Source organism: Virgibacillus ndiopensis (assembly GCF_900187325.1).
In the GTDB taxonomy this organism is placed as follows: domain Bacteria; phylum Bacillota; class Bacilli; order Bacillales; family Amphibacillaceae; genus Virgibacillus_E; species Virgibacillus_E ndiopensis.
Genome location: NZ_FZMZ01000005.1, coordinates 256,139 through 273,210 on the forward strand (window position 1 = coordinate 256,139; position 17,072 = coordinate 273,210).

At 35.5% G+C, this 17,072-nt stretch carries 17 protein-coding genes and 1 pseudogene; 13 read left to right on the forward strand and 5 right to left on the reverse strand.

The window, feature by feature from the left end; all coding sequences use genetic code 11:
* Nucleotides 1-104 precede the first annotated feature (104 nt).
* Complete coding sequence (locus CS937_RS19435; protein WP_176555797.1) at nt 105-272, reverse strand: hypothetical protein; 168 nt, start codon at nt 270-272, stop codon at nt 105-107.
* Between the two features lie 198 nt (nt 273-470).
* Here CS937_RS19435 and CS937_RS08545 point away from each other — a divergent pair, with 198 nt between their 5' ends.
* On the forward strand, nt 471-812 hold the full coding sequence (locus CS937_RS08545) for a DnaB-like helicase C-terminal domain-containing protein (RefSeq protein ID WP_099158052.1): 342 nt from the start codon (nt 471-473) through the stop codon (nt 810-812).
* Here CS937_RS08545 and CS937_RS08550 read toward each other — a convergent pair.
* Complete coding sequence (locus tag CS937_RS08550) at nt 805-1,350, reverse strand: CBO0543 family protein (RefSeq protein ID WP_099158053.1); 546 nt, start codon at nt 1,348-1,350, stop codon at nt 805-807. The genes CS937_RS08545 and CS937_RS08550 overlap by 8 nt on opposite strands.
* Before the next feature lie 707 nt (nt 1,351-2,057).
* On the opposite strand from CS937_RS08550, the gene sda reads away from it, so the two are divergent.
* Complete coding sequence (gene sda / locus CS937_RS08555) at nt 2,058-2,183, forward strand: sporulation histidine kinase inhibitor Sda (protein ID WP_099158842.1); 126 nt, start codon at nt 2,058-2,060, stop codon at nt 2,181-2,183.
* 62 nt (nt 2,184-2,245) lie between these two features.
* Here the strand turns inward: sda and CS937_RS08560 are convergent, their stop codons facing one another.
* Together CS937_RS08560 and CS937_RS08565 are read right to left on the reverse strand one after the other, a co-directional pair.
* Entirely contained in the window at nt 2,246-3,316 is a 1,071-nt protein-coding gene (locus CS937_RS08560) for an HD-GYP domain-containing protein (RefSeq protein ID WP_099158054.1), read from the reverse strand.
* A gap of 255 nt (nt 3,317-3,571) precedes the next feature.
* Nucleotides 3,572-3,799 (reverse strand): annotated as a pseudogene (locus tag CS937_RS08565) (YitT family protein); the annotation flags it as partial.
* Between the two features lie 391 nt (nt 3,800-4,190).
* On the opposite strand from CS937_RS08565, the gene CS937_RS19440 reads away from it, so the two are divergent.
* The 10 genes from CS937_RS19440 to rnc all read left to right on the forward strand — a co-directional run bounded on the left by CS937_RS19440 (nt 4,191) and on the right by rnc (nt 12,753).
* On the forward strand, nt 4,191-4,361 hold the full coding sequence (locus CS937_RS19440; protein ID WP_176555798.1) for a hypothetical protein: 171 nt from the start codon (nt 4,191-4,193) through the stop codon (nt 4,359-4,361).
* A gap of 175 nt (nt 4,362-4,536) precedes the next feature.
* Complete coding sequence (gene sdaAB, locus CS937_RS08570) at nt 4,537-5,199, forward strand: L-serine ammonia-lyase, iron-sulfur-dependent subunit beta (protein ID WP_099158056.1); 663 nt, start codon at nt 4,537-4,539, stop codon at nt 5,197-5,199.
* 41 nt (nt 5,200-5,240) lie between these two features.
* Nucleotides 5,241-6,125 (forward strand): L-serine ammonia-lyase, iron-sulfur-dependent, subunit alpha, encoded by an 885-nt coding sequence (gene sdaAA / locus CS937_RS08575; RefSeq protein WP_099158057.1) that lies wholly within the window; start codon nt 5,241-5,243, stop codon nt 6,123-6,125.
* A 6-nt stretch (nt 6,126-6,131) separates the two neighbouring features.
* The gene (gene recG, locus CS937_RS08580; RefSeq protein ID WP_099158058.1) at nt 6,132-8,165 is read left to right on the forward strand and encodes an ATP-dependent DNA helicase RecG; all 2,034 of its coding nucleotides are present in this window, start codon (nt 6,132-6,134) and stop codon (nt 8,163-8,165) included.
* 97 nt (nt 8,166-8,262) lie between these two features.
* Entirely contained in the window at nt 8,263-8,856 is a 594-nt protein-coding gene (fapR, locus tag CS937_RS08585; RefSeq protein WP_099158059.1) for a transcription factor FapR, read from the forward strand.
* Nucleotides 8,840-9,847 carry a phosphate acyltransferase PlsX gene (plsX, locus tag CS937_RS08590; protein WP_099158060.1) on the forward strand — a complete coding sequence of 336 codons (1,008 nt, stop codon included), beginning with the start codon at nt 8,840-8,842 and terminating at the stop codon, nt 9,845-9,847. The genes fapR and plsX overlap by 17 nt, the downstream gene beginning before the upstream one ends.
* Nucleotides 9,844-10,785, forward strand: a complete 942-nt coding sequence (gene fabD, locus CS937_RS08595; RefSeq protein ID WP_099158061.1) for an ACP S-malonyltransferase — start codon at nt 9,844-9,846, stop codon at nt 10,783-10,785. The genes plsX and fabD overlap by 4 nt, the downstream gene beginning before the upstream one ends.
* Nucleotides 10,785-11,525, forward strand: coding sequence for a 3-oxoacyl-[acyl-carrier-protein] reductase (fabG, locus tag CS937_RS08600; RefSeq protein ID WP_099158062.1), 741 nt, complete (start codon nt 10,785-10,787; stop codon nt 11,523-11,525). Before fabD ends, fabG begins: the two co-directional genes overlap by 1 nt.
* 66 nt (nt 11,526-11,591) lie before the next feature.
* Complete coding sequence (acpP, locus tag CS937_RS08605) at nt 11,592-11,828, forward strand: acyl carrier protein (protein WP_099158063.1); 237 nt, start codon at nt 11,592-11,594, stop codon at nt 11,826-11,828.
* Between the two features lie 241 nt (nt 11,829-12,069).
* On the forward strand, nt 12,070-12,753 hold the full coding sequence (gene rnc / locus CS937_RS08610; protein WP_099158064.1) for a ribonuclease III: 684 nt from the start codon (nt 12,070-12,072) through the stop codon (nt 12,751-12,753).
* 120 nt (nt 12,754-12,873) lie between these two features.
* On the opposite strand, the gene CS937_RS08615 is transcribed toward rnc, so the two are convergent.
* The gene (locus CS937_RS08615) at nt 12,874-13,098 is read right to left on the reverse strand and encodes a DUF1128 domain-containing protein (protein ID WP_099158843.1); all 225 of its coding nucleotides are present in this window, start codon (nt 13,096-13,098) and stop codon (nt 12,874-12,876) included.
* Between the two features lie 407 nt (nt 13,099-13,505).
* On the opposite strand from CS937_RS08615, the gene smc reads away from it, so the two are divergent.
* The gene (gene smc, locus CS937_RS08620) at nt 13,506-17,072 is read left to right on the forward strand and encodes a chromosome segregation protein SMC (RefSeq protein WP_099158065.1); all 3,567 of its coding nucleotides are present in this window, start codon (nt 13,506-13,508) and stop codon (nt 17,070-17,072) included.

Below are 17,072 nucleotides of genomic sequence, written 5' to 3' on the forward strand. Positions count from 1 at the left end.
CCTCCACCGTAATTCAGTTTGCGGTGGGGAGTTATTGATTCATGAGGTTTTCGAACAGATCTACAGTAGCATTTCTCATTTTTCTGTTAAATGAGAGTAAGTGTCTAATGTAATACTTGTTTTACTGTGTCCAAGGCAAATCCAGTAGTATTATCCATACTATCAATCATCTTTTGGAGTTCATTTTGGATGTCTTGTTCATCCATTTCTGTTAAGTCATAGTATCCTCTTCTTATCAGTTCGTCCCGGTAGGTAGTCTGTAGATACGTCAAAGTAGTCCGCTATTGATTAAAGTTTATTAGCCACAGGAGTTTGTGTTTTAATCGGTATAAAGTGTTTTTGGAATAACCTAGTGATTTTTCCAAATATTAATTGAAACCCTCTCATCACACAATTTATTTACTTTATCAAAATATGTCATAATAACATCCTTTTATACCTTACTAATTCTAATACAATGCAGATGTGAAATGGGCGATGAATCTATTAATAAACGAATTCTTTCTATGTTAGGGAGAATTGATGGGCATAAAATGAGAATCCCAAACAATATTTTAGTGAAAAGGATTGGAGCAACTTTTCCAATGCTTCTTAGCAACATGAATCTACATATCTATGACAAATCAGGACAGAAAGTGACTTATATCAGGTCAAAGGTCAGCAAATGGAGAAGAGACCACCCGGACAAAGACACCCTTGTAATGATTAATTATTTGCAGCTTATTCGCTCGGATAGAAGATATGAAAATAAAAATATGGAAGTAGTAGATATAACTCGCAGTTTAAAGGAATTAGCAAAGATAATTATTTAGTAATAAACTTTGCGATTTTACTCATTTGATAAGAAAGGGAAAATATAGTGAAAAAAACAATAAACGAATAAAAGTAATTCCAATTTATTAAATTGAAAATTCTCATCCAACTTAATATTGGGAGTCCAATAAATGAGACCAATGCAGAAAGAATAACGCCTTTTAAATAAATGTTGATTTTACTAAACAATTGAACTGTGAACATTATTAATACTGGAATAAAACAAAAATTCCAAGGTAAATAATTTGGACCCATAGGAGTTACTTCATATCTATAATCAAACAAACCGAAAAATAGAAATGTTGTATCAAAGTATGCTGATAAAATTGCAGAGGTTAACCCTGCGAGTAATAATACTACGGTCAAATTTTTATCTCGAAATTTAATCCATAAAATAATAGGAACAATTGCAAGTAAGACACCAAACCACCAATGCCAGTCAAATAAAACATATTCTTTCCATATGTTGATCTTATCTTGATTAGCATTTATTAATTGTTCGTTCATCTTTTTTGTTAAGTCGGAGTATGAATTCATTTTTATCACCTTTCTAGTTTTATTCTTTTTCTGAAGAATTGATTTTATGCAAGGTAATTTTTATTTTTCAATGAAATGTTTCTTACAGAAAGAGATATGAAATCAGTTTCAATTGCTTTCAAATTAATAGAAGCAAAAAAGAAAGGTATTATCTATCGTCGCATTACGATAAAAACACCGACTATAAGGAGATGAGAACAAATCGCGATTAGCTCAAAACAAAAATAACATACCAGTCTATGACTTAATTAGTTTAATAATTTACGGCAGGCATGTGATAAAAGAAAAGAGAAGTTTGCTAGAAGATTAAGTTGTAATAAAAAATTAGAGCGAACGTAATTTTTTGCTTGGCTCAATTAATTAAGTCATAGGAGGTATGATCATTGAGAAAAGATATAGCTAAATTAGTTTATTGGCTGATGGTGGTGGGCAAAAAAGGGGGTCATTCATATCCTAACTTCAAAATTAGTTTTTGAAGTTCATTAAAAAATATGCGTAACTAGAAGTTCATCAAAGTATATTGTAGTATAGCATGTGATTTCTCTCCTAGGGTTTGTTTTATTTATAATAAGTAATATCCCCTCCTAAAAGAGAGGGAGTTTATCTATAAAAGCATAATGGTTGAAAATAAATAGGACTATAGTACTCTATAAGCGGTTGTTTTTGTTCTCAAACTATAATAAGGAGCTTTATTTTACTATTTGGCTATGGAAAAAATATCTAATGAACTTCTTGTAGAAGCTTATTACAAAGCCAAACAACAAAGATTAAACTTAGATTTTATTAAGCTGATAAGGCAAGAACTGAAAAAAAGAAACATTATGGTTGATTAGCAGGTTCAAAAAAGCCCTTACCAATCAGTAAGGGCTTTTGCTAAAATATTTATTAAATTCTTTTAGAACTCGATAACATTTTTAACTTTAATTGATCTATCAAGAGGTATCTCATATTTCTTAAATTGATTTGAATCATTGGTACCTTCGAGAATTGGGAAGGTTGGGAGCTTATCATCTATATCAATAATTTTAGCGTGAGTACCGTTTGTTAATTCAACTAACGTATCTAATGGGAAAATGTCTAGCATTTTAAAGAAATTGTAAAAGTAATAGTTCCCTACCATTTTACATTCATTAATTAAAATTTTTTCTGCAGTTGCTGAACCATATGCTTCACGGTAAGGGCGATCAAGTGTTAATGCGGAATAAACATCAACTATACTTAATATTTTTACTATATCCGTAATCTCGGTATTTTTAAGACCATCTGGATAACCACTGCCATTTACGCGCTCGTGATGATACTTTGCTAAAATAGCTGCATCTTCCGAAAAATTATGTTGTTTTAAAAGATCATACCCAAAAACGGTATGATTCTTTATTAAATTATATTCTTCCAAATTTAGTCTTGAGGGTTTATTTAAAACACTTTTAGGAACAATCAGCTTCCCTATATCGTGTAATAAACATCCAGTTGCAAAGTTTTCTATATTATCTATCTCTAATTTTTTCGCCAACAATGAACCAAGTATAAAAACATCAAATGAATGTTTATATGAATAAAAGTCCCAGTTTCCAAGTTTTTCCATTAACTCACAAGTAGTAGTGTCAGACATTAATTTAATAAATAAATTTTCTAACCATTGATAATCAGTTAATTCATGGAGAGCAATACCATAACGATATTCATAAGCCACATAAGACAGGTTATTTAAAAAATCCCTTTCTAATTCAGATTTATCAGGAGGAAATTTTAATGGAATATTGTTATTATTTATAACTTTTTCACTTACAGGATTATTACCGTTCTCATTATTAATTTCAACGGAAGTAATATCCCATTGTCTCAGTTTCGAGATAAATAATTTTGATAAAATGCTTCCTTTTTTAAGCATCAGTGTTTTTCCTCTGTAGACGTCTTCTGCTAATATATCTCCATTTTGCAAATCTTTTACATTAACGATAGTCATGTTCTATTCCTCCATGTTTTTTATAAAAAAAAGAGTGTTTCTTATTTATCGTTTGTATTTTAATTTTATTTATAGGAACTATTTTATTAAGTGCTAACTTAACCGGGACCGGTTTGATGGATTATCTAAAAGCACTTCCTATAGATATAAATGAAGAGGTATTTAGGAAATTTGGTTTTTAAAATATTAATAATTATCCTTATTAAAAAGAAGCCCCAACCCAACTTGGGGTTTCTTAAAATGAAACGTAATGAATTATCGGCCACCTTTTATATCGTGAATATTTCCGATTGCTACGAATGCAGACTCGTCTTTGTCATCAACTATGCTTTTAACTTTTGCTTCTTCAAGTCTTGTAATGACAGTGAAAACAACCTTTTTATCTTCCCCAGTATAAGTACTCTCGCCATTGAGGTAAGTGACACCTCTTCCTAAGCGATCATTTAGTGCCTTTCCAATCACGATGTGTTGCTCACTAATAATCAATAAGTTCGGTAGTCTTCATTTATTAAGTAAATTTCAGCTGTTGCATGTGAAGTTAATGTTATCGAGTTAATACTATAGATTTCAAAAATTAATCAATGACTAAATTACACATTCATTTAGAGGATTCCGGCATATTATGTAGAATTAGATTCAGAAAAAAGGGGGGATTTTAGTTTTGAATAACATAGCAGCGCGCCATTTTTTGTTATAGGATGGATATGCATTGTAGCAGGACTCATTCTAGGAATCATAATATGGATCAAGTAGTAGGATATGAGGAGTACACTTATATGGAGGATGAACCTATCACTGAAACAAATTGGACAGTATTCTTATCATACCTTATTGTTGGAATCATTTTTTGTTTGGTTTTGCGGAGATTGTGAACTTGTTAGATCGAGACAATAAACGAAAAGAAGAAAGCAATCGAATTATACAGAAATCATCTTCAATAAAAATGAATGAGAATAATAAATCTAACCAATCAGTAGTACGTGAAATAATGAATTTCTTAATAAAGAAAGTACGTTATCCATTGAACAAGAACTCAATGATATAGATAATAATAAAATTATGAGTCATGGTATGAAAGAGGCTTTGAAAGTATTCTTAAAATACTAATAGATATGATAAAATACCCTACTAACAGAAATGATTATTATAGAGGTTTTTGTTATAATTGATAATAGAGCAATATATGAGAAAACGATTACAAAAAAAGAAGGTGTTCATATATGAAATATAATTCGGTATTTGATATTATTGGTCCGGTGATGATAGGACCTTCTAGTTCACATACAGCGGGTGCTGCAAGAATTGGAAAGGCTGCACGTAATCTATTTGGTGAAGAACCTAAATGGGCAAAGATTCATTTATATGAATCGTTTGCTAAGACATATAAAGGACATGGAACGGATTTTGCTTTAGTAGGTGGACTACTAGGATTTGATACGGATGATCCGCGTATGAGCAAGGCGTTAGATATAGCAAAGGAAAAAAATATAGATGTTGAATTCATCGAAGAATCAGCTGGGACAAACCACCCAAATACTGCTCGACTCATTATTGGAAACGATACAGATGAAATTGAGCTGGTCGGCATTTCTATCGGTGGTGGAAAAGTTGAGATTACTGAGTTAAACGGTTTTGAATTGCGTTTATCCGGTAATCATCCTGCGATATTGATTATGCACAATGACCGCTTTGGAGCAATTGCATCCGTTACTAAAATTCTAGCAAAATATGAAATTAATATTGGTCATATGGAAGTTAACCGTAAAGATGTTGGAAAAGAGGCATTAATGGTTATTGAGGTAGACCAAAATTTGGAAGATACGGTATTACAAGAATTAGAGAATGCTAGTCATATTATTCAGATTGCAAAAATTGCAAGTTAACATATATTTAATTATCTATGCAGCAAGAAAGGAGTTTTCATATGTTTCGTACTGTTAAAGAATTAGTAGAAATTGCTGAAACGGAAAATATATTAATATCCGAAGTAATGATTAAGCAGGAAATGGATGTTAAAAATTTATCGCGCGAGGAAGTATATGCGCAAATGGAAAAGAATCTAAATGTTATGGAAAAGGCGGTTGAGGATGGTCTTAACGGTGTGAAATCTGTAACTGGATTAACTGGTGGTGATGCAGTCTTAATCCAAAACTATATGAAAGAAAAAACGCCGTTGTCAGGCAATATAATGTTGGATGCAGTGAGTAAAGCGATGGGAACAAACGAAGTAAATGCTGCAATGGGGACAATTTGTGCAACACCTACTGCAGGAAGTGCAGGCTGTGTTCCTGGGACGTTGTTTGCAGTTAAGGAACAATTAAATCCAACTCGAGATCAAATGATTCGTTATTTATTCACTTCAGGTGCTTTTGGCTTTGTAGTTGCAAACAATGCATTCATTTCTGGTGCAGCTGGAGGCTGTCAGGCCGAGGTTGGTTCAGCGGGAGCGATGGCGTCTGCTGCAATTGTTGAAATGGCTGGTGGGACACCACAACAATCAGCAGATGCATTTGCAATCACGTTAAAAAATATGCTTGGACTTGTCTGTGATCCTGTAGCGGGATTAGTAGAAGTTCCATGTGTAAAACGTAACGCAGCAGGTTCTTCACTTGCTATTGTATCTGCTGACATGGCGCTTGCGGGAGTGACAAGTAGAATTCCATGTGATGAAGTGATTGGTGCAATGTATCGAATCGGAAAAACGATGCCGTCCTCTTTGAGGGAAACAGGAGAAGGTGGCCTGGCTGCTACACCGACTGGTCAAACTTTAAAGGAAAAAATATTTGGAATGTCAGTATCGAAAGAGTGATCTAAATTGCTAAGTGAATCTGTAGAAAATATCAAAGGAGTGGGCGAAAAATTCGCTCAGGAATTAGAAGATATCAACGTTTATACTGTAGATGATTTGCTGCATTATTTTCCCTATCGGTATGATGTTTTTGAGATTAAGCCACTTAGTGAATTAATTCATGATGACAAAGTTACCATCGAGGGAAGGGTAGTACATGCGCCTTCCCTCACTTTTTATGGGAAGAGAAAATCACGTCTTACCTTTACGGTTGAAGTAGAAAATGTTGCAGTTAAAGCAGTGATGTTTAATCGTGCGTTTGCTAAAAAACAACTAAATACTGATGATATTGTGACCTTAACCGGTAAATGGGATGCACATCGATTGCAAATTACGGTAAGTAATTATAAAAAAGGACCCGCAGAGAATAAAGCTGCTATACAACCAATCTATTCACTAAGGGGCAACATTACAAATATCAAATTAAAAAAAACAATTACGAGTGCTTTAAAGGACTACGGTAATCAAATAGAAGAAATATTACCATCAGACTATTTAACAGCTTATAAATTACCTGCTCGCAGTGAAGCAATAACGACCATGCATTTTCCTGAAAATCGTTTATTGCTGAAGCATGCACGAAGAAGATTTACATATGAAGAATTATTGTTATTTCAGCTAAAAATGCAATTGTTACGCAAACTTAAACGTGAGGCGACACAAGGTAATGCTCAATACTATGACCCAGAGAGTGTGCAGGATTTTATTAAGAGTTTTCCGTTTCCGTTAACAAAAGCACAAACCCGCTCTCTGAACCAAATTCTGTCTGATATGAAATCCCCTTATCGAATGAATCGTCTATTACAAGGAGATGTAGGCTCAGGAAAAACAGCTGTTGCGGCAATTGCTTTCTATGCATCCATCACTGCAGGAAAACAAGGTGCATTAATGGTACCAACAGAAATATTAGCAGAACAACATTGTCAATCATTAAAGGAGTTATTTGGTTACAGGGCAAAAATCGTCCTTTTAACAGGTTCTGTAAAAGGGAAAAAACGTAGAGAGATTTTAGCAGCGGTTGAATCGCATGAAGTTGATATCGTAGTGGGAACACACGCATTGATTCAAGACGATGTTTATTTCGCAGATTTAGGGTTTGCGATTGTCGATGAACAACATCGCTTTGGTGTGGAACAGCGTCGGATATTACGTGATAAAGGACTTAATCCCGATGTTTTGTTCATGACAGCAACACCAATCCCACGAACATTAGCGATTACAGCATTTGGTGATATGGATGTATCGGTTATCGACGAAATGCCATCAGGCAGAAAAGAAATTGAAACGTACTGGACAAAAGAAAATACGCTTGATCGTGTATTGAAATTTATCGAGAAACAAGTTTCTGTCGGGGAGCAAGCTTATGTGATTTGTCCACTAATTGAGGAATCCGATAAATTGGATATACAAAATGCAGTTGATTTGTTCCATCAGCTTCAAGAATTTTACCCACCAACGGTTAATGTTGGCTTGATGCACGGAAGACTGTCTGCGGATGAAAAAGATGGAGTGATGAAACAGTTTGCTGCAAACGAAATCCAGGTACTCGTTTCAACTACTGTCGTTGAAGTTGGTGTGAATGTGCCAAATGCAACCATCATGGTTATTTATGATGCAGAACGATTTGGTTTGTCCCAATTACACCAATTGAGAGGCAGGGTTGGACGAGGGGATAAGCAAAGTTATTGTATTTTAATTGCAGATCCAAAAGGTGAAGTAGGCAAGGAACGGATGCGGATTATGACCGAGACAAATAATGGCTTTGTATTATCAGAGCAAGATTTGAAGCTGCGTGGACCTGGTGACTTTTTTGGTAAAAAACAAAGCGGAATTCCTGAATTTAAGGTAGCAGATATGATTCACGATTACCGAGCATTAGAAACAGCAAGGAATGACGCACAAGAAATTATTGATACAAATATGCTTGATGAAAACGAGGAATTTTATAATTTACGAGTCCTGTTGGAGAATGACTCTTTCTTCAAAGAAAAACTAGACTAAAAGATTCTTGCATAATCAGTAGTGGTATTATATATTACTATTAGTACCAAGTCATAATATTAACAGATAAAACACGAATTTAGTGGATGGTGCCATAATGAAGATAACCAAAGTTGAACGACAACGTTTATTAAAAGAAACTATTGAAGATACACCATTTATAACAGATGAAGAATTAGCAAAAATTTTCTCTGTAAGCATACAAACAATACGTCTTGATCGAATGGAACTTGCTATCCCAGAGCTTCGGGAACGTATTAAGACTGTTGCGACCTTTCAATGGAATGAAACAGTTAAGGCACTGCCATTAGATGAAGTCATTGGGGAAATTATAGATTTAGAATTAGACAAACGGGCAATTTCAATTTTAGTAATTAAAGAAGAGCATGTTTTTTCACGCAATAATATTGCTCGTGGACATCATTTATTTGCCCAAGCAAACTCACTTGCAGTAGCTGTGATAGATGATGAACTAGCATTAACCGCTAAATCGGAATTGAAATTCACACGTCAGGTTAAAGAAGGCGAACGTGTTGTGGCTAAGGCGTTTGTTGAAGAGGTAAACGATAATGGTTTAACAACTGTCCGTGTAGACAGTTTTGTTGATAATGAAGTTGTCTTTACCGGGTTATTTCATATGTACCGATCAAATGAACAAAGAGGGGATAGGCAACATGAGAATAGCAATTGATGCCATGGGAGGCGACCATGCTCCAAAAGAAATAGTGCTAGGTGCTATGGATGCTATTGCCAAAATTGATAACTTGAACATTACTCTAATTGGTGATGAAGAAAAAATAAAATCATTTTTAACCAATACTAAAAATATCGATATTATTCATACTAATGAAATGATTACTGGAGAAGATGAACCGGTCAGAGCAGTTCGTCGCAAAAAAAATTCCTCGCTTGTATTGATGGCAAATGAAGTGAAGGAAGGTAAAGCTGATGCATGTATTTCCGCTGGGAATACTGGTGCTCTAATGAGTTCGGGGTTATTTGTCGTTGGAAGAATTCCAGGAATTGATCGTCCTGCACTAAGCCCTACCTTACCAACAATCGATGAAAAAGGCTTTTTATTACTAGACGTTGGAGCAAATGTCGATGCAAAAGCACACCATCTTGTCCAGTATGCAATCATGGGTTCTATTTATACTGAAAAAGTACGATCAATCAAAAATCCAACAGTAGGTTTATTAAATGTTGGAACAGAAGATGGTAAAGGAAATGACCTTACAAAAAAAGCATTCACAAAATTAAAGGATGCTCCAATTAATTTTATCGGAAACGTAGAAGCACGTGACTTATTAGATGGTGCAGCAGATGTTGTTGTAACGGATGGGTTTAGTGGTAATATAACGCTAAAAACAATTGAAGGTACAGCATTGACAATGTTTACGATGTTAAAACAAACATTTATGTCATCCTTGAAAACTAAAATTGCTGCTAGTATGGTAAAAAGTGATTTAAAAGGACTACAAGGGAAACTGGATTATTCTGAATATGGAGGTGCTGGTTTATTTGGTCTCGCTGCTCCAGTTATTAAAGCGCATGGATCATCAAACAGACGGGCAATTTTCAGTGCCATCAAGCAAGCCTGTCACATGATTGAGCACAATGTAACCGAAACGATTAAAACTACTATAGAGTCCATAGAAACAGTAAAGGGGGAGAACGAATGAAACGCGTAGCATTTATGTTTCCTGGCCAGGGGTCACAAGCAGTTGGGATGGGGAAAGTTTTTTATGATAATTACCCAGATATAAAGGAACTGTATCAAGAGGCAGACCAACTATTAGATTTTTCATTAACGGAATTGATGTTTGAAGGTCCACAGGAAAAACTGACAGAAACCGAAAATGCGCAACCAGCACTATTATTGTCAAGTATCGCTGTGCATACATTACTTTTAAAAGAACAAATTCAACCTGTTATGGCAGTTGGACATAGTCTCGGTGAATACAGTGCATTAGTAGCGGCAGGAGCACTATCACTAGAAGATGCGCTACCATTAGTGGCAACACGTGGTAAATTGATGGAAGAGGCATTCCCGGCTGGTAAAGGATCAATGGCCGCAGTATTGGGTTTGTCACAAGAACAAATTGAAACTGCATTACACGAAATGAATTCAGATGAAGTTGTTGATCTTGCTAATTTAAATTGTCCGGGACAAATTGTGATTTCAGGGTCAAAAGAGGGTATTGAACAGGCTATCCCTATATTAAAAGAGGCTGGTGCGAAACGCGTTTTGCCATTAAATGTTAGTGGGCCATTCCATTCCCGTTTAATGAAATCTGCAAACGAGGAATTTGCTAAAAAGCTTGACAAGGTATCGATAAATGAAGCCAGTATTCCAGTTTATGCAAATGTAACAGCATCTCCTGTTATCGATAATGAAGAAATAAAAGATTTATTAATCAAACAATTATATTCACCTGTTCGTTTTGAGGAGTCTATTCGTAACATGCTCGACGAAGGTGTAGACGCTTTTGTAGAAGTCGGAAATGGTAAAGTATTAAGTGGCCTAGTGAAAAAAATAAGCCGCAGAACACCAACGTTTGCGATTCAGGATCAAGAATCAATGGATAAGTTTATAACTTGGTTTAAGGAGGAATCCTAATGTTAAAAGGGAAAAGCGCTCTAGTTACAGGTGCTTCACGTGGAATCGGTAAAGCGATAGCGCTAGAACTTGCGAAACAAGGTGCCAATGTTGCTGTAAATTACGCAGGTAGTGAAGCAAAGGCACAAGCAGTTGTAGAGGAAATAGAAGGATTAGGTGTAAAAGCGTTTAAAATCCAAGCTGATGTAGCGAATGAAGCAAATGTAAAAGATATGGTAAAACAGGTGATTGGTGAGTTCGGGAGCCTAGATATTCTTGTTAATAATGCTGGAATTACACGTGACAACCTTTTAATGCGTATGAAAGAAGAGGAATTTGATCAAGTTATTAACACGAATTTAAAAGGTGTATTTGTTTGTACGAAAGCTGTTACTCGTCAAATGATGAAACAAAGAAGTGGCAAAATCGTAAACGTTGCATCGATTGTTGGTGTAAGTGGTAATCCGGGTCAAGCAAATTACGTTGCAGCTAAAGCTGGGGTTATTGGACTAACCAAATCCACTGCAAAAGAATTAGCGGCACGTAACATTTTCGTAAATGCTGTTGCGCCAGGATTTATCTCTACAGATATGACTGATGAATTAACAGACGAACAACGTGAAGGTATGCTAACTATGATTCCACTAGCAAAATTAGGCGAAGCAGAGGACGTAGCAAAAGTAGTCCGCTTCCTAGCCTCAAATGATTCAAATTATATAACTGGACAAACTATTCATGTAGATGGTGGAATGGTGATGTAAAAACGAAAAGCGAAGCGGACTTGCCCAGCAACAATTAATATTCCATTTGAAAGGAGGTGAAGTATTGTGGCAGACGTATTTGATCGTGTAAAAGATATTATCGTTGATCGTCTTGATGTTGAAGAGTCTAAAGTAACAATGGAAGCTTCTTTTAAAGATGACCTTGAAGCTGATTCTTTAGACGTTGTTGAGCTTGTTATGGAGCTTGAAGATGAATTTGACATGGAAATTGCTGACGAAGATGCAGAAAAAATTAATACTGTTGGTGATGCTGTTAATTACATAAACAGTACACAGTCCTAATACAAAAGCGAAGCGGGCTTGTCCAGCTGCGAAAAGCATCGACAAGGGACCGTAAAGCGGTTTGGCGCTCGAAGTGTCACTTGTCTATGTCTTGTAGCCGCTAGCCCGCGCGGAGCTAGATGTTACTACAATAATATCTCATTGTTAATTATATTAATATGAAAGTCTCGCAAATTGCGAGGCTTTCGATATATTTTTGTATGAAAGAACTTATCTCAAATGACAGAGTAGGTGGCACAATATGGACGTTGCAAAATTAGAAAAACAACTGAATATCAAGTTTAACAACCATGACTTGATTAAGCAGGCTTTCACACATTCATCTTATGTGAATGAGCATCGGGAAGAGACATTTTCGGATAATGAGCGCTTAGAATTTTTAGGAGATGCAGTATTGGAATTAGGCGTTTCGCAATATTTGTATCGAAACAATCCAACTATGGCTGAAGGAGAAATGACTAAATTACGTGCATCAATTGTATGTGAGCCCTCATTAAATAATTTTGCTCGTGATTTACAATTTGGTGATTACATCTTGCTTGGCAGGGGTGAAGAACAGACTGGTGGACGTTCTAGACCAGCTCTACTGGCAGATGCGTTTGAAGCATTTCTTGGGGCATTGTATTTGGATCAAGGTTTTGACGTTTCATTACAATTCCTTACTAATTATGTTTTTCCGAAAATAAGTACAGGTGCTTTTTCGCATGCGATGGATTATAAAAGTCAGCTGCAGGAATTAGTTCAACAATATAGAAATTCTACGATAGAATATAACATTGTGGAAGAAAAAGGACCTTCACATGATAGAGAGTTTGTTTCACAAGTATTAATTAAAGGTGAAGTCTCTGGTAAAGGAATTGGTCGTACGAAAAAAGAAGCAGAACAACGCGCGGCGAAGCAAGCGTTGGATACGTTTAATGATTGATTAATTGAATAAGAACAAAAAAAGACTGGTCTTCAGATGTTGGAAAATGTACTGACCCTCAAAAGTTAGATTAAAAACCTTTTGAGGGTCACATCGAAAACAGTCTTTTTCAATTAATAGTTATGCCTTCCTCACAGACCGCAATTCATCTATAAAAGCCTGTGTCTCAGAAGCACTCAAACTTCCTTTTTGCTTAATCATGTCATACATAAATTTTAACTCATCGTATTTTTCCAAATCATAATCTTCAGGATCCATAATGGTACGGTTTACCACATTTAAACGTTCCGCTAATTCGTCTAGAATAATCTTTAAGTTTTCTTGTGAAGGATTTTCTAATCTCATATCTACACCTCGCCATTTTATTTTAGTGTGTGTTCTAATCGTTTGTTGCTTTTGTATAACAGAAAGAGCTTTTTCAGATGCACAAAGCATTCAGAATACACAGAAACTCCATCGAGAATAGTGATTAGAAGAGCTTCTACAGAATGTTTGAGGAAGCTCGCAGGTTACCCGTAGGAGAGCAAAATGTATGCTGTCCGCGGCTAGATAACAACAAACGATAAAAAAAGAGCTTTATTTTAAACAAGAAAAGCTTATGTATAAAGCCTCTAAATCAATCCCCGCTCTTCTTTTGTTACACTGTTTATGATAAAATAAATGCGGTAAAAAGCCAAATTTATTTTTGGCTTGATAAAATGGACGGCGGTTTGTGATATTGGCACAAGACTCGGGTTGATAGGAGAATGTATATGTATTTAAAACGGTTAGAAAGTGTGGGCTTTAAGTCATTTGCAGAACGAATTAATGTGGATTTTGTTCCAGGAGTTACTGCAGTGGTTGGTCCAAACGGGAGCGGGAAGAGTAATATTACCGATGCGTTGCGCTGGGTGCTTGGTGAGCAATCTGCGAGATCATTACGTGGGTCGAAAATGGAAGATATCATTTTCCAAGGCAGTGATACAAGAAAACCGTTGAATGTAGCTGAAGTAACAATTGTCCTGGATAACTCGGACAAAGCAGTACCGCTTGATTACGAAGAAGTTAGTGTAACTAGACGTGTTTACCGTTCCGGTGATAGTGAATTTTATATTAATAAACAATCATGTAGGTTAAAAGATATTGTCGATTTATTTATGGATTCAGGACTTGGTCGCGAGGCGTTTTCAATTATTAGCCAAGGGAAAGTTGAAGAAATTTTAAGTTCCAAGGCTGAAGAGCGCAGGACCATCTTTGAAGAGGCAGCTGGTGTTTTAAAATATAAGCAACGTAAAAAGAAGGCGGAGTATAAGTTAGCCGAAACACAAGAGAATTTAAATAGAGTAGAAGATATCATACATGAAATTGAACAGCAGATTGATCCTTTAGAGCAACAGGCTGAAACAGCAAAGGAATACCTTAAACAAAAAGATCGATTGAAAGAACAGGAAGTATCGCTACTAATAGCTGAAATTGAGCAGCTTCACGAAGAATGGCAGTCATTACTTGCCGATATCGATAAAGAGAAAATGAATGAAATTGAATTAAAAACGATAATTCAACAAAAAGAAGCAAAGCTTGAGAATGAGCGTCAGCATATACAGGAGCTTGATGAACAAATTGATACATTACAGACAAAATTGCTGTCCTTAACACAGGAGTTAGAACAACATGAAGGTAGAAAGCAAGTTTTAAATGAACGAATAAAACACTTTGCTGAAAATAAGGCCGAACTGGAAACACAGCAAAATGAAGCCTCTGATAGAATGGAAAGGATAAAGAATGAACTAACAGAGGAGAAGGCGAAATTATCGGATATTACAGCGAAACGAAATGAAACAAAACAAATCGTTCAGCAGATAGAAGCGAAACTAACAACAGAAAAAGAAAATATTGCAGACCAAATTGAAGAATTGAAAACGGAATATATTGAGTATCTGAACAATCAGGCGGCAAAACGGAATGAGAAGCAATCGATTGGACAACAATTACAACAAATATCAGTGAAAAAAGATAGACAAGCAGAGAAGTTTAGTGATCTTTTAACTTCCCGAGATGAATTAGATCAAAAACAGAAGCATACAAATAATGACCTTCTAAAACAACAGCAACAATTTCAAGATAAAGAAATTTCAATTAAACAATTAAAAGGTGAATTGGATCATAATAGAAAACTTTTTCAAGAGTCACAGACAAAGCTTTATCAAGGGTATCAATATTTAGAGAAATTAAAGTCAAAAAAAGAAATGCTCGAAGAAATGAAAGAAGATTTTCAAGGATTCTTTTTCGGTGTTAAAGAGGTGCTAAGAGCGAGAGAAGAACGTAAGCTTGAAGCAATTCATGGCGCCGTTATTGAATTGGTTGACGTACCAAAGGAATATATAACCGCAATTGAAACGGTATTAGGTGGCCAAGCACAACATATTGTTGTTCAAGATGATGTGGCAGCAAGAAAAGCAATTGCTTGGTTAAAGAAGAACAACAAAGGCCGCGCGACATTTTTACCATTAGGCTCAATCCAGCCTAGATATATAACAAAAGATGTTCTTGCAAAAGTGGAAAACCATCAAGGATATGTTGGAATTGCAGCAAACTTAATTTCATGTGATGAAAAATTTAAAAAGGCAATTGACCATTTAATGGGTCATGTTGTAATAGCTAAAACCTTAAAAGATGCTAACGAAATTGCTAAAATCGTTATGCGGAGATATCGAATCGTCACTTTAGATGGAGATGTAGTAAATCCCGGTGGATCAATGTCTGGTGGAGCTCAAAAGAAAACGAACCAATCTTTGTTTACTAGGGATAAGGATTTACAGGAGATTACGATAAAGTTGGACGAATTTCAAGAGAAAGCAATAACCTTTGAAAATAAAGTAAAAGAACAAAAACAAACGATTGAAAAGCAGGAAGCGAACTTAGAAACGCAACAAAATGAGCTGACTATTGAACAGCAAGCTTTACAAAAATTACAATCAGAACATAACGAAATAGAATTAAAACTAGCCCAATTAAATGAAAATCTTACGCTATATGATCAAGATAAACAACAATTTGATTCAGATACTGATGAATTACAAAAACGAGATTTTAAGCTGTCAGAAGAATTAAGTGAGATTGAACGCCACTTAACATCAATCCAAAAACAAATTGATGAATTAAGCGAACAAGATTCACAATTTAAAGAGAATCAGGAACAATTACAGCATGAATTCCATCAATATCAAGTCACATTGGCAGAACAGGAAGAACGTTTAAAAAGTCAGCGTGAGAAAACAAACGGACTACAATCACAGGTAGATGAACTAAACGGACAATATGATCAGTTTACACAACGACTAGAGGAACTAGTAGAACTTAAACAAAGCGAGGTTACTGAAGAGGAAATTGACGAACAAATAAAGGAAAAGCAAGTGGCTAAAGATAAAATCACAGCTGAGATTCAACAAAAACGGGCAGATAGATCTGAACGGACACAGCTAATTCAAGATCAAGAGCGAGAATTAAAAGAAGAAAATAAAAAACATCAGGACTATATACAAGTTATACAAAGAAAAGAGGTACGAGCAAATCGACTTGATGTTGATCTTGAAAATCGCTTATCACACCTACAGAACGAATATACATTGACTTTCGAACGGGCAAAAGAAACGTATAAAAAGGCTACGGATACAGAACAAGCCAAGAATAATGTAAAACAGATTAAACAATCGATTGAGCGACTGGGAACTGTCAATCTTGGTGCAATTGATGAATATGAGCGTATTTCCGAGCGGTATACATTCCTTTCTGCACAAAGGGATGATCTCGTTCAAGCGAAACAAACATTGCATACTGTCATCGGTGAGATGGATGAAGAAATGGAGAATCGTTTTGAAACAACCTTTTCTGCAATTAAGGCTGAATTTGAAATTGTGTTTAAAGAGTTATTCGGTGGTGGACGTGCAGAATTGAAATTAACTGATCCGAAAAATTTACTTGAAACAGGTGTGGATATCGTTGCAGAACCACCAGGGAAAAAATTGCAGCACCTAGGATTATTGTCAGGTGGGGAACGGGCATTAACCGCCATTGCTCTGTTATTTGCCATTTTACGTGTTCGACCGGTACCATTCTGTGTACTTGATGAAGTAGAAGCTGCTCTTGATGAAGCAAATGTTGCACGCTTTGCCAAATATGTAAAAGTATATAGTGAGCACACACAATTTATTGTGATTACACACCGTAAAGGTACAATGGAAGAAGCGGATGTACTTTATGGAGTTACCATGCAGGAGTCAGGGGTCTCACGTTTAGTTTCTGTTCGTCTTGAAGATACAAAAGAATTAGTTAAAGCTTAA

What these genes read in the sequence shown, in the direction of transcription:
- CS937_RS08545 (WP_099158052.1), top strand. Translation starts at nt 471, where the DNA reads ATGGGCGATGAATCTATTAATAAACGAATTCTTTCTATGTTAGGGAGA.
- CS937_RS08550 (WP_099158053.1), bottom strand. Translation starts at nt 1,350, where the DNA reads ATGAATTCATACTCCGACTTAACAAAAAAGATGAACGAACAATTAATA.
- sda (WP_099158842.1), top strand. Translation starts at nt 2,058, where the DNA reads ATGGAAAAAATATCTAATGAACTTCTTGTAGAAGCTTATTACAAAGCC.
- CS937_RS08560 (WP_099158054.1), bottom strand. Translation starts at nt 3,316, where the DNA reads ATGACTATCGTTAATGTAAAAGATTTGCAAAATGGAGATATATTAGCA.
- sdaAB (WP_099158056.1), top strand. Translation starts at nt 4,537, where the DNA reads ATGAAATATAATTCGGTATTTGATATTATTGGTCCGGTGATGATAGGA.
- sdaAA (WP_099158057.1), top strand. Translation starts at nt 5,241, where the DNA reads ATGTTTCGTACTGTTAAAGAATTAGTAGAAATTGCTGAAACGGAAAAT.
- fapR (WP_099158059.1), top strand. Translation starts at nt 8,263, where the DNA reads ATGAAGATAACCAAAGTTGAACGACAACGTTTATTAAAAGAAACTATT.
- plsX (WP_099158060.1), top strand. Translation starts at nt 8,840, where the DNA reads ATGAGAATAGCAATTGATGCCATGGGAGGCGACCATGCTCCAAAAGAA.
- fabD (WP_099158061.1), top strand. Translation starts at nt 9,844, where the DNA reads ATGAAACGCGTAGCATTTATGTTTCCTGGCCAGGGGTCACAAGCAGTT.
- fabG (WP_099158062.1), top strand. Translation starts at nt 10,785, where the DNA reads ATGTTAAAAGGGAAAAGCGCTCTAGTTACAGGTGCTTCACGTGGAATC.
- rnc (WP_099158064.1), top strand. Translation starts at nt 12,070, where the DNA reads ATGGACGTTGCAAAATTAGAAAAACAACTGAATATCAAGTTTAACAAC.
- CS937_RS08615 (WP_099158843.1), bottom strand. Translation starts at nt 13,098, where the DNA reads ATGAGATTAGAAAATCCTTCACAAGAAAACTTAAAGATTATTCTAGAC.
- smc (WP_099158065.1), top strand. Translation starts at nt 13,506, where the DNA reads ATGTATTTAAAACGGTTAGAAAGTGTGGGCTTTAAGTCATTTGCAGAA.